General features: G+C 43.8%; 9 protein-coding genes. 7 read left to right on the forward strand and 2 right to left on the reverse strand.

What is annotated here, in order from left to right:
• The 4 genes from AC59IL_RS25750 (at nt 1) to AC59IL_RS25765 (ending at nt 5,338) form a co-directional block, all read left to right on the forward strand.
• The gene (locus AC59IL_RS25750; RefSeq protein WP_496555089.1) at nt 1-1,689 is read left to right on the forward strand and encodes a RagB/SusD family nutrient uptake outer membrane protein; all 1,689 of its coding nucleotides are present in this window, start codon (nt 1-3) and stop codon (nt 1,687-1,689) included.
• 156 nt (nt 1,690-1,845) lie between these two features.
• Nucleotides 1,846-2,952, forward strand: coding sequence for a DUF5013 domain-containing protein (locus AC59IL_RS25755; RefSeq protein WP_496555090.1), 1,107 nt, complete (start codon nt 1,846-1,848; stop codon nt 2,950-2,952).
• A gap of 280 nt (nt 2,953-3,232) precedes the next feature.
• Entirely contained in the window at nt 3,233-4,297 is a 1,065-nt protein-coding gene (locus AC59IL_RS25760; protein WP_496555091.1) for a glycoside hydrolase family 43 protein, read from the forward strand.
• Between the two features lie 192 nt (nt 4,298-4,489).
• Nucleotides 4,490-5,338: a glycoside hydrolase family 16 protein gene (locus AC59IL_RS25765; RefSeq protein WP_496555092.1), complete on the forward strand. Its 849-nt coding sequence runs from the start codon at nt 4,490-4,492 to the stop codon at nt 5,336-5,338.
• Between the two features lie 3 nt (nt 5,339-5,341).
• On the opposite strand, the gene AC59IL_RS25770 is transcribed toward AC59IL_RS25765, so the two are convergent.
• Together AC59IL_RS25770 and AC59IL_RS25775 are read right to left on the reverse strand one after the other, a co-directional pair.
• Nucleotides 5,342-6,550 carry an acetyltransferase domain-containing protein gene (locus tag AC59IL_RS25770; RefSeq protein WP_496555093.1) on the reverse strand — a complete coding sequence of 403 codons (1,209 nt, stop codon included), beginning with the start codon at nt 6,548-6,550 and terminating at the stop codon, nt 5,342-5,344.
• A gap of 161 nt (nt 6,551-6,711) precedes the next feature.
• Nucleotides 6,712-6,990: a hypothetical protein gene (locus AC59IL_RS25775; RefSeq protein WP_496555094.1), complete on the reverse strand. Its 279-nt coding sequence runs from the start codon at nt 6,988-6,990 to the stop codon at nt 6,712-6,714.
• A 386-nt stretch (nt 6,991-7,376) separates the two neighbouring features.
• On the opposite strand from AC59IL_RS25775, the gene AC59IL_RS25780 reads away from it, so the two are divergent.
• The 3 genes from AC59IL_RS25780 to AC59IL_RS25790 all read left to right on the forward strand — a co-directional run.
• Nucleotides 7,377-11,054, forward strand: coding sequence for a histidine kinase (locus AC59IL_RS25780; RefSeq protein ID WP_496555095.1), 3,678 nt, complete (start codon nt 7,377-7,379; stop codon nt 11,052-11,054).
• Between the two features lie 48 nt (nt 11,055-11,102).
• Nucleotides 11,103-11,861 carry a LytR/AlgR family response regulator transcription factor gene (locus AC59IL_RS25785; protein ID WP_496555096.1) on the forward strand — a complete coding sequence of 253 codons (759 nt, stop codon included), beginning with the start codon at nt 11,103-11,105 and terminating at the stop codon, nt 11,859-11,861.
• A gap of 695 nt (nt 11,862-12,556) precedes the next feature.
• Nucleotides 12,557-13,103 (forward strand): hypothetical protein (locus AC59IL_RS25790; protein WP_496555097.1); only part of this gene is annotated, 547 nt, incomplete at its 3' end.

Here is a 13,103-nt window from a genome sequence, read left to right on the forward strand (position 1 = left end):
ATGAACTTACAACGAATATATACCATACTGCTTGCCTGTTCTGTTACTGCCGGTTTAACAGGTTGTGAAAAGAATTTTCTCGATACCAAAGTTGATACCCAGGTAACCGAAGAAATGATGAACTCCAATTACGGCGCACTGATATCGCTGGCCAATGCGCCGTATACTTATGTGCGTAATGAATTCTTCATGATCGATAACAACCTGTTTGCACCGGTGAGCGACGAAGCGGTGCAAACATCATCAGGCGCTATTGTGCGGTTATTTAACAACGGTAGCTGGAATGCCTATAACAACCCCGATAGCTATTATGGTAATTACTATGCAGGCATACGGGCTGCCAATTACTTTATTGAGCGATCGGGTAATTACAAAGCGTTTCTGGCGCTGAACCGCGATACGGTTTCGGCAAGCGGAAAGATCAGTTATGCCAATGATACGCTGAACATGGGATGGTATGTGGCCGAAGCGCATATACTAAGGGCTTATTTTTATTTTGAATTGGCAAAACGCTACGGCGGCGTGCCACTGGTAACCAAAACCCTTACCACATCCGACGATACCAATATACCACGGGCGTCGTACGACGACATCATCAACTTTATAATAAGCGAAGTAGACGCTTACAAAGGCAGTATGCAACCCAACTGGAAAACATCCTCATTCACCAGTAACGATGGCCGGTTGAACCGAGGCGCTGCACTGGCTTTAAAAGCACGTGCATTGTTGTATGCCGCCAGTCCGCTGCACAATACCACTAATGATGTAGCCAAATGGCAAAAGGCTGCTGCCGCTCTGAACGATGTAATTGTTTTTGCACAGGGCGCCGGCGCTTATGTGCTGGATGGCGATTACAGGAACTATTTTTTGAAAACCACTACCGCAACCAGCAATGAAACCATCTGGGCCATCCGGTACAGCGCCGATAATATGATGGAAAAAAGTAATTACCCCATTGGTACTGCCGGCGGCGCCAGCGGTATAACGCCTACCGACAACCTGGTATCGGACTATGAATATACGGCAACGCCCGATCCGGTAAATCCATATGCCAACAGGGACCCCCGGCTGGCTATGACCATTGTAACCAATAACAGCACCTGGAATGGCCGCACCATCGACGAATCGGCTGGTGCAACGGATGATATGAAAAAAGCCAACACCAGCAGGAGCGGTTATTATCTGAAAAAATTTGTAAACGACGGACTGAACCTGGTACAGGGCGGTACCCAGGTGCATATGTGGCCGGTATTCAGGTATGGCGAAATATTGCTTGAATATGCCGAAGCCATGAACGAAGCCTACGGTCCCGATGCGAACAACGGATATGCCTATACTGCCCGACAAACCCTGAATATGGTACGAAACAGAACCGGTGTGGCCATGCCTGCGGTTACTGTAACAGATGTAGCAGGGTTCAGAAACGCAGTAAAACATGAACGCAGGATTGAACTGGCTTTTGAAAATTACCGCTACTGGGACCTGTTGCGGTGGAAAGATGCCGGTACGGTGCTGAACCAGCCGGCCAAAGGCGTATCGGTATCGAAAGACGCAGGCGGACAATTTATATACACACCCATTGCGGTTGAGAACCGGGTATTCGATGCATCGAAGATGTACTATTACCCGTTCCCGTTAACAGAAGTTACGAAGTCGAATGGTGTGCTGGTGCAGAACCCAGGCTGGTAATTTGAATAACTCGCGCAAAGGCGTCCCGCCATGGCGGGACAAAGCTTTTTCTTTGCGTTCTTATAGATCGCGAAGCGATCACCTTTGCGGCTTAGCGCCTTTGCGAGAACTAAATCTTTATGCTCCGAGTGCTAATAAATACTAAAAAACTGCTTTATGAAGCATACTAATATAGCCTTATTGTTTTCTCTGATCGCAGGCATTATCTGGATGTCGTGCAGAAAAGACGATTCCGCCACAGATTATGGCTTTTCGAAAATATACATGCCCCAGGCTTATTTAAAATCGGGTGGTGTAAATAACAATTACCCGGTGCCTTCGGGAACTGATTCTTCTACCTACAATTATGCGGTAGATACCAAAGAAAAAAAGATAAACATCATTCTGGGCGCCGCAGTTTCAGGCCCTGGAAGTGGCGCATACCATGTTGATATAAAAGTTGACAATGATACCATTCAGCAACTATTCAATACCAAAGTGCTTGATACAGCCTTGTACAAACTGATGCCTGCCGGTATGTACAGTGTGCCAACAGGCCTTGATGTTGCTGCAGGCGCCAGATCGGGTACATTTTATTTGAGTGTAGACATTCCCCAGTTAAAACTGGATAAATACATTGGCAAATACCTGGTGCTGGCTGTTAAGATCGCCAACCCCACCCAATATGAACTGAACAGCGCCATCAGCACTACCGTTGTTATTGTAGATGTGAATGCGCTGGTGATTGGTCCTGCTATTAATATTACCAGTAAATATATCCTGAACCCCGGTAGTCCGTTTGTTGCTTCGGTCATGAATGGCAGTCGCTGGGGAACTTTGAAAGACTGGAAAGTAAATGCAGCTGTGCTGAGTCATGGTGGCGTCGGTGGCTTTTCGTCTGATGGCGATGGTGCAACCATGGACCTTGAAACCGGTTGGGGATCACCGGTAATTTCGAACGGTAAAGTTTTTCAGACTATTACATTGCCTGCGGGCACTTATTCGTTCGATCCATCGGGCGGTTCGTGGAAATGGCAGGGAACAAAAGACCCGGCCTATGTGGTGGTAGCACAGAATGTAGATTCGTTACCCGATTACAGCAATATCGTTAACAACACGGCCATCGGTTACCAGGTAATAGCCAAACCGCAGCCACAGGTGGTTTTTGAGCTGGGCGCAGCATCTACCAAAGTAACGTTGGGTATTGTAGTAGATTATGTAAAAGACCAGCAGGGCATTAAATCATCACAGGTGATATTGTATAATTATCCGAAACATCTGTAGGTGAATGGTGAATGGTCAATGGTGAATGATGAATCAATGTCATTTAGGAAAGGATTTTATTGCTCGCAATACGCAAAACAGTTTATAGTTTGAGGTTTGTAGTTTGTGGTTCTTTCGGATAAATCATACTGTGTAATTTTTGATCCTGTTACAATTTAATAGTGCGGGAAGGTAATAATGCATTTCCAAAACGCGGCAGCAACTACAAACCACAAACTACAAACCACAAACAAACTTGCGCCTTTGCGCGAGGCATTCATCAATAAAAAATATAAAACCAATGTACAGGAAAGTGAAGAAGATCACGATCGGATTGGCACTGCAGCTGATTGTTTTATCCGGTGCTGTAATGGCACAGCAAAGTTTGAATGCGGTGCCTGCAAATGGAACTGCCACGCAAAAACCAAATACCCCTGCATTTACACCCGGGCAGCTCTGGTACGATAATACCGGCGAGTTGATCAATGCACATGGAGGCGGACTATTATACGCCGGCAACAAATACTACTGGTTTGGCGAACGGCGCGGAAAACAGGGAACCGAAGGGGTGAATGTATATTCCTCCGCCGATTTGTATAACTGGACGTACGAAGGACTGGCGCTTTCGCCCGATGCAACCGATACAACCAGCGACATCGCCCGGGGATGTGTAATGGAACGTCCGAAGGTGATTTATAATGCCAAAACCGGCAAGTATGTAATGTGGTTTCACCTTGAGTTAAAAGGAAAAGGATACAGCGCTGCAAGAGCAGGAGTGGCAGTGAGTGATAAAGTAAAAGGCCCGTATAAATTCATCAGCAGCTTCAGGCCCAATGGCAATATGAGCCGCGACATGACGCTGTTTGTAGATGACGACGGTACCGCCTGGCATATGTATTCATCAAGAGAAAATTACGACCTGCGCATTGTAAAACTGACCGATGATTATTTACAACCAACCAAAGAAGACAACCTGTTATTCAGCAAGCACCGCGAGGCGCCTGCTTTATTCAAATACCAGAACAAATATTATTTAATTACCAGCGGTTGCACAGGCTGGGCGCCGAACAAGGCTTCGATACACGTAGCTGGTTCTTTAACGGGGCCCTGGACCTTAATGGACCATAACCCAATGGCAGGAGTAGGGGCCGATAGCACCTTCGGCGCACAAAGCACGTATGTGCAACCGGTAGCCGGCAAAAAAGATTGTTTCATTTTTATGGCCGATATATGGAGACCGCATGATCTTCGCGACAGTCGCTATGTTTGGTTACCCATTCGTTTTAACAATGGAGTGCCTGTTGTGGAGTGGATGAATGAATGGGACCTTAATTCGTTACCAAAGGCAACGGAAGGATCCCGTTAGGGATGATATGTTGGTAGAAATAATCAAATTAGATGCATTTTGTGCCGTCAGGTACAAAACGTTATCGAAGCACACATTTGATGCCGCCAATGTTACGTGCCTACGGCACGGTAAATCATTTATTATTGATTTCTCTGCCTACATTTTGTGCCTAACGGCACTATCCGAAGAGATGAAAACCCTTTTTACAAAATGCGTATTTATTTTATCGCCGTATCGTTTCCTGTATTATTGTTAGCCGCCTGCAGCCCCCGGTTATCGAACAAAAACCCATATGCCGGTGAAGGATATCAACTCGTATGGGCCGACGAATTTAACAAAGACGGCCGGCCCGATAGCGCCAGCTGGAGGTATGAACAAGGATTTGTGCGCAATAACGAACTGCAATGGTACCAGCCCGAAAATGCTACCTGCAAAAACGGACTGCTGATCATTGAAGCCAGGAAGGAACAAAAGCCCAATCCGGGTTATGTTGCCGGCAGCAATGACTGGCGAAAGAAACGGGCAACTATCGACTATACCTCATCGTGTATTTTAACCGTTGGTAAAAAGAGCTGGCAGTACGGTCGTTTTGAAATGCGCGGCCGCATCGATATACGGCAGGGTATATGGCCGGCCTGGTGGACGCTGGGTGTTGACAAGCCCTGGCCCGGCAACGGTGAAATTGATATTATGGAATATTACAGAGGTCGTTTACTGGCCAATATTGCGTGTTTGGGTAAAAACCGTCGCGCTGAATGGCATAGCAATACATATTCCATCGATTCGTTAGGCGGTGCATCGTGGGCCGATCAGTTTCATGTATGGCGTATGGACTGGTTGGCCGACACCATCGCCCTGTATGTTGACAACGTTTTATTAAATAAAGTGCCTGTGGATGTACTGGATAATAAAGACGGCAGCGGTTTCAATCCATTTAAACAACCGCATTACATATTGCTCAACCTCGCCATCGGCGGCGATAATGGTGGCGATCCCACTGGTACTTCATTTCCATCGCGTTTTGAAATAGATTATGTGCGGGTGTATCAGAAGAAGTAATTGCTAAAAATAACTTAACCATGGTTGTTGAGGCAGATGAGCGCTTTTATATCGGTCGAACCATTTGCAAAGAGGATAGAGCGATATAACAACGGTGAACCATACTGCATATACAATGGCTAAGGAAAATCCATATTCTTTCAGGGCCGGCGCCGAATTAACAGCAGTGCTTAAAATCATATCACCTGCTTTAAACCCTGTTATTACTGCTGCTATAAAAGCCAGCATATGTATCAACAGAATATGGGAAAGGTAAAAGAACATGGGCGCCCTTCCATAAACCTGAACCATACGTGCCGCGGCTGCGGGCTGTGACGCGTATGGTTTTTCGGCAAGGGCCAAAAAAATGCAGGCCGGTCCTAACGTGACCAATGTATACAAAAGCGAAGGGGGGTATTTGGTTACATTCAAAAATGATAATACAGTAAAGACTGCATTCTTTTGCATTGACCAGTGATCTGCATCGCCATATACATTCACTAAGCGCAAAATAATAAATAACAGCAAAGCGCCGGCTCCTGTAAAAAGCAATAGGTTCTTTCTTTTTGCCGCATCATGTGCAGTGTATAAGCTGCCAAAATAATATCCTGTTAGCATAATGCCGATCCATGGCAATACCGGGTAATGCACATAAACAGCAAATCGACCAAAGTAAAAATACCGGTGATCGTGCAGCAATGCCCACAAAAAAGATGCTATACCATTGCCGGGTACATGCACAGTATCGAGCGCATTATGTGCAAATGTTATAAGAATGCCTGTTATAAGTATCCAGCGCAGGTTCAGGTATATGAAGCCAGCCAATACGATCATGCAGATGCCAATGGCCCATATCACCTGCAGACTGGTAAAAGTATACAGGGGATTGAAGGTTCTGAACAGCGATACAACGAAAAGTTCTATCAGTATCAGCCATATTCCTCTTTTTAACAAAAAGAAACTCAATTCTTTTTTGCTTCTTTTAACGCCGTACAGGTAAGCCGATATGCCAGCGAGGAATACAAAAACCGGCGCGCAATAATGGGTGATGAATCTTGTGAAAAAAAGCAGAGCGGTGGTATGCGCCAGGTCGGTTGGACTATGCACAAAGGCATCGTGATGAAAATAATCCCGCACATGGTCGAGCGTCATGATGATCATCACCAAACCCCTTAAAAGATCAATCGATTCAATGCGCTTTCTTTTAATGATATTAGTGTTTAATGTCTGCACAGTTATTGTTTTTACAAAAAGCGCCGGCAATCCGTCGACTGCCGGGCTTTTGAAGTACCCCTAAAACCGGATGCCCCTGAATAATTCCGGCTGAGGGATTCGTTTAAAAGTATAAGTATCTTAACTAAGGATATTGCGTTATTTGTTTGCCTGCTCTGTGATTAAACTTTTTCAACAGGTTGTTTTCGTGGTAGCGGTTTTCCCGGAAACACCTGGGCGCCGGAACCCGGCGCCACAGGACTAAACTTTGTTCCGGTAGAGGTTCCCGGATAAGGCTTAATGGAACTGATGATCACTGTTCTCCCTCCGTTGGTATACGGGTTTAATTTTCGGGATTGTATGGTAAATTTTTCATGACTTACTTCACCGGTTAACTGAAACATACTTAACAACAGAGTAATAATACCTGTAAGGCGCAATGTGTGCAAAAATGAACTCATAAGAAGGTTTCCTGTTTGTTGTATAATGTTGAATTCTGCGGGAGGATATAGGAAGTTCTGCCTGATGGGGATTGGATTTTGATAAATTAATTGTGCGAAGCTATAACCCGATTGAATTAGTGGGATACTGCAATGAACAACTGGCCGTTGCCGGTTGATGAACTGCGTGAGTTAATAATTGAACGGCATTTCCTGTTGTATGCAGCCATGCAGGTACATGATAAAATAATAATTCGAATGTATAATATAAAAATAATTTATACTCGGCATGACCAAAGGCGGTATATGTTGGATGAATGGCGGCTATGGGGTATCCTATGGCAGTGATTCACAGGGCAACAGAACAATCTGTAGTGCAGGTAGGGGATTGTTTTTAATTTAGCGGTATGAACTTTCTGTTTTCACGATCGCATTTTGTTACCTGTTTACTTATTCTGTTAACCATATGGAATATGCGGGTTTTTGCACAGCAGGAAGATAACTTCAGATTATACACGGCAGGGGATGGGTTAAGCAACAGCAGTATTACCGGTATTGCGCAGGATAAAAACGGGTATATATGGGTAGGAACGCAACGCGGATTGAATCGTTACGACGGAAAACAGTTTGTTCAATTTCACACAGGTAATAACAATCATTCATTACCCGATGAAAGTATATCTCATTTAATATGGCTTGATAATTACCGGCTGGCTGCTTATACACCGATGGGATTGCATATTGTTAATACCGCCACCGGTGAAACAAAAGATATTATTATACCTGCCACTACCGATGCAAAATATTTATATAAGTTCAATCTGGTTATGGCTGCGCTCAGCGATTCAGCCGGTGATATTTATATTCTGGCGCGTTCGGGGTTTTATCATTACAACAAAGAATATAAACTTATCTACAGGTTTGATTATTACACGAAAGAGCAAACCCTCACTGAGCCGTTTTTATTTGGCGATTTTTTGTACCGGCTTTCAAACAATGAGCTGCTGCTGGTTGCATTAGATGGAGGGTATATTTACAATACCCAAACCCGAAAGCTGAATAAAATAACGGCTGCTCATGCTGTTTTGCCTGAACTGGCAACCTGGCCGCATGGCAGTTACCTGGTGCGGCAGCCGGCGCCGGGTGCTTTGATACTCCTCAAAGACGGTAGTAATACGATCCTTTATATAGATTATAAGCAACGCAGGAAAATTGTTTCAACAACAGGTATAGCTAATTTATTATATGAATTTAACTGGCGATCTGATTTAAGCAGGGTAAATGATAGTCTGTTTTACTTCACCAGCCGGCAAAAGGGGTTTTACAAACTGCATATTAATGCCGGCACAGGTAAAGCGATATTAGATACAATAAGGTATTTTCCCGGCTACCTGTGCACCGGTTTTGTAACAGGGAACGACAACCGGTTATGGATAGCTACTACAGTGGGATTACTAAAAGAAACAAACCGGCAGCCTTTGGCGCAACAAATAAGTGTTCCGGCTGCGGTGTTGCAACAAACTCCCGATCTGCGCATCAAACAGTTGTTTTGTTATAAGAACCTGTTGTATGTTGGTTGTTTGGGTAACGGAGGATTGCTGGTGTGCGATAAAATAACAGGCCGGTTTTTGTATAAAGTGAGTTTTGAAAAGTATCATCTGCCGCAGGATATCATATATTCCATTATAGAAGCGCGCAATGATTCGCTTCTTATTGCCAACGGAAGGTTATTCTGGCTGAAAGCCGGTGATCATACACCTGTTGAAGAGCCATTGCCGGGATGGGATACGGTTCATAACTGGATATCGTACCTGTTTAAAGACAGCGGCGGTAACATATGGGCCACCTCCAATGTGAACGACAAAACCTATGTACTTACTCGCGGAGCGCGGGAATTTAAACGGATTGATTACAGCGAAAGTGTTTATAAGGAATTACTGGTTCCCAATTACATCTGTGAAGATCAGCAGGGGAATATCTGGATGAGCGGTCATGGTATTTGCCGTATCAACCGTGCTTCGGGCCGGCCGGATTTTTATATGGACTCATTTCCATATATGCGTATTCCGCGACGTGAAGTAACGGCAATTATCGACAAAAATAATATATTATGGGCTGGCATTAATAACAATGGCCTTGCCGGGTATGATATTCGAAAAGGAACATTCAGGTATTATACAACCAATGAAGGATTGCCTGATAATTTAATTAAATCAGTATATGCGCTTCGCAATACGGTGTGGGTTGCCACGGCATCGGGTATGGCATCGCTTAATACGCTTACCGGCAAAATAGCAAGATTCGGCAAACATGACGGCTTTCCGGTATTGCCTGTAACCACCTCTGATTTATTTTATGATACTGCGGCTCATTACCTGTACTGCGGTTTTACCGATCGTATTGTTCGGTTCAATCCCGATAGTCTTTCCTATCCTGAGCAGCCGCCTTCCTTTTTTATTGAAAGCATTCATTTCTTTAACGATACAACGTATTATCATCCGCAGGGTACCATCACCATACCTTATTATAAAAATGATATCACCGTAACCCTTGGTACCATTAATTATAATGATGTAAGCAATCAGCGTATTGCCTGGCGCCTGGCCGGTTCAAAAGACAGTGCCTGGATACCTTTATCGGGCGATATTATAAATTTCAACAATTTGTCGCCCGGCACTTACCGGTTGCAGGTGCAACTATCAGCCGACAATAACCGATGGCGTCCTCAGCAGCAGGACATTGAAATTGTGATAACTGTTCCGTTCTGGAGAACTCCGTGGTTTATTGTGCTGGTTATTGCAGTAGTGCTGGCATTGATCTGGTTCGTATACCGGCAGAATATAAACATAGTAAGACGAACGGAAAGGGCCAAGGTTCAGGTGCAGGAGTTGAAAGCCGAAGAATATAAGAATCGCCTTGAACTGGAAAAGATCAGCAATTATTTTTCGTCTTCACTTTCTGGAATTACAGATATAAACCATATGTTATGGGATGTTGCCCGAAATCTGATCGGGCGAATGGGCTATGCAGATTGTATGATATACCTGTGGAATGACAATAAAACAAAAATGGTGCAGAAAGCAGGGTATGGCCCCAAGGGAACCCCGGAAGCTTTGGAGCGTAATGTGTTTGATGTGCTGCCCGGTCAGGGTGTGGTAGGGTACGTAATGCAAACGAAAGAGCCGGTGCTGATAGCAGATACAAGAAAAGATAAACGGTACCGGCCGGATGATATGTTCAGACTGAGTGAAATATGCGTTCCTGTTATACACAACGATGAATTGCTGGGAATTATAGATACCGAGCATTCAGTATGCAATTATTTTAAGGAACGCGATATGAAGATACTAACTACCATTGCCACACTGGTAGGCAACAAAATAAAACAAATTGAATCGGAGCGGTCTTTAGTATTGAAACGCCAGGAGTTGGCAAGCATCAATGAGCAGCTGGCCGAAGCGCAACTCACTGCCTTGCAGGCACAAATGAATCCACACTTTATCTTTAATGCTTTGAACAGTATTAAAAGAATGGTACTTGATAATGAAACAAGGAATGCGTCGAGGTATTTGAGCCGGTTTGCGCAGATGATTCGGCTTACCCTGAATCACTCCAAAGAAACATTTGTTACCTTACAGGAAACCATTGAGTATCTGCATGCGTACCTTGAAATGGAACAACTTCGTTTTGGCAGTTCTTTTTCGTATATTATTCAAACAACCGGTATAGCCGACGAAGAAGAGATCAATATTCCTACCCTGATGATACAGCCATTAGTTGAAAATGCGATCTGGCACGGATTAATGCCTAAGCATGGAGATAAAAAAATAATTATTCGATTTGAGCAAGCCAGGGATATGGTTACCTGTACTATCGGCGACAATGGTATTGGTATAGGTGAGTCGGAAAAGATGAAGCGGGCAAATAAACAGCCATCGGTAGGACTTGAAAACCTGCGTAACCGGATAAAGATCATGAATGAAAAATATAATATGAACTGCACCTTATCAATAACCGATCTCAGCGAGGGGAACGGTAGTGAAACCGGCACGCGGGTAGTATTACAATTTAAGATCCTTATGTAAAGACTTTAAAAGATGCATCTAACTTTGTTAATACTATAAAACACCAGTATGAGAGCCCTGATTGTAGACGATGAATCGGATGGCGTAGCAATATTAAAAAAAATGCTTACGCTTAATTGTAAACAGGTACAGGTAGTAGGCACCTGTGCCAATGCAGCAGAAGGAAAGAAGAAAGCCGAACAGCTGAATCCAGATCTGATTTTTCTTGATATTCAGATGCCGGGTAAGAACGGCTTTGAAATGTTGTCGGAAATGGACACAAGGAACTTTGAAGTAATATTTGTTACTGCCTATAATCAATATGTACTGCAGGCATTGCAATTCAGCGCTGCGGATTATTTATTAAAACCTGTAGATGAAGACCGGCTGGCGGAAGCCATGCAACGCGTTGAGCGGAAATTGATGCGGCGGGGAGATGATAAAAACACAGAAGCTTTATTATATAACCTGCAAAGAACAGGCACTCCAAACGAAATGAAATTATGCATACCTACTCTTAAAGGCTTTTTGGTATTAAAGCTCGATGACATAATTGTGTGTGAAGCCGAGAAAAATTACACTATCATTCATTTACGGGATCAAAAGCCGCTTATTGTATCGCGCCCCTTAATTGAATATGAAAAGTTGCTGGAAGGCACATTGTTTTTAAGGGTGCATAAAACTTACCTGATTAATCTGCAACATGTAGCCGAATATCATCGCGGTGAAGGCGGGGTTGTAATTATGAGCAATGGAACGGAAGTGGAAATCAGCCGAAGAAAGAAAGAATTATTTCTTACGCGGATAAGGGGCGTGTTCAGGTTTTAAAACCCTTATACCTGGCCGGCGGCCCCGGCCAATCTATTCATCTGCCGGGCCGGTTACACATCGCATATAGAACCATGTTTTACCCCTTTTTTATTGATATATGTCAATAATATTATGTGTTGATATACAGCATTTTGTATAGGAAACTTGTTTTAAATCAAATAATATTATAAATAAATGACATGCACTAAAATTGTTAAAGTGCTTTAACTATCTTGTACCCCGAACCCGATCCTTCGAGATATTCCCATTATACACGCTGTTTCCCTTCCAATTTCCTTTTTAAAATTAGTAGCTCCATTTATCAATCGACTGTATCTATTTAACTGGTTCTATTATCCTGGGTAAAACCATCCATGAATCCAGGTTCAAAATGATCTGATTTCACCGGTTATTGTATCACCAAATTATGTTTGAATGAAGCATGTTTACTTCTTCAACAGTTAGTCGTTACTGTTAGTGTATGGGTAGGCTGACTAAACCCCTGGTGCTCTAAACCTTTGTGCAGTTCTGTTTGGATATGGTTCATTTTGTCTGAAAATCCACTTCGTCCTCTTTTCGTATTTGACCACAAACTGACCTGCTTATAGTGCATGAAAGATAGTTTCAGACATATCTTTTCTTACCATTCCGCTACCCTTAAATGCGATTTAAATCACAAAATAAATCGTGCTGCAAAGGTTATATGCTTTTTATTGTGTTTTAGTACACCATTTTTATTACAGGCGCAGCATATTGATAATGGCCGCAGAGCAGATTCACTTCTACAAAAAAGCAGAAAATCAACTTCTTCATCTTCCACGTTAAGAACGCTTGCCACTGTTTTTAATGTAACCGGCGGCGGTAGTTATTGCAGCGGCGGAACAGGCGTGGCCGTAGGGCTAGATGGATCGGAATCAGGCGTTACCTATCAGCTACAGTTAAACGGAACAAATACCGGATCGCCGGTTAGCGGAACCGGAAGCGCAATAAGTTTCGGTTTGCAAACGAGTGGGGGAACGTATACGGTGGTGGCCAGTGATGCCACTGTAATGAACGGGAGTGTCCCAATTACGATTAATGCCCTTCCATCGGTTTCGGCCAATAATGCGCAAGTATGCTTTGGCAATAACAGTGTATCATTAACCGGAACTCCGGCAGGAGGTACCTGGAGCGGTACAGGCGTAAGCGGCTCAACCTTCAATGCGAATGGTCTTGCTGCAGGCAATTATACGGTTACCTATAGTTATACAGATGGAAATG

The sequence above is a fragment of the Niastella sp. sgz303648 genome, from assembly GCF_059587045.1.

What these genes read in the sequence shown, in the direction of transcription:
- AC59IL_RS25785 (WP_496555096.1), top strand. Translation starts at nt 11,103, where the DNA reads ATGAGAGCCCTGATTGTAGACGATGAATCGGATGGCGTAGCAATATTA.
- AC59IL_RS25755 (WP_496555090.1), top strand. Translation starts at nt 1,846, where the DNA reads ATGAAGCATACTAATATAGCCTTATTGTTTTCTCTGATCGCAGGCATT.
- AC59IL_RS25765 (WP_496555092.1), top strand. Translation starts at nt 4,490, where the DNA reads ATGCGTATTTATTTTATCGCCGTATCGTTTCCTGTATTATTGTTAGCC.
- AC59IL_RS25750 (WP_496555089.1), top strand. Translation starts at nt 1, where the DNA reads ATGAACTTACAACGAATATATACCATACTGCTTGCCTGTTCTGTTACT.
- AC59IL_RS25775 (WP_496555094.1), bottom strand. Translation starts at nt 6,990, where the DNA reads ATGAGTTCATTTTTGCACACATTGCGCCTTACAGGTATTATTACTCTG.
- AC59IL_RS25760 (WP_496555091.1), top strand. Translation starts at nt 3,233, where the DNA reads ATGTACAGGAAAGTGAAGAAGATCACGATCGGATTGGCACTGCAGCTG.
- AC59IL_RS25780 (WP_496555095.1), top strand. Translation starts at nt 7,377, where the DNA reads ATGAACTTTCTGTTTTCACGATCGCATTTTGTTACCTGTTTACTTATT.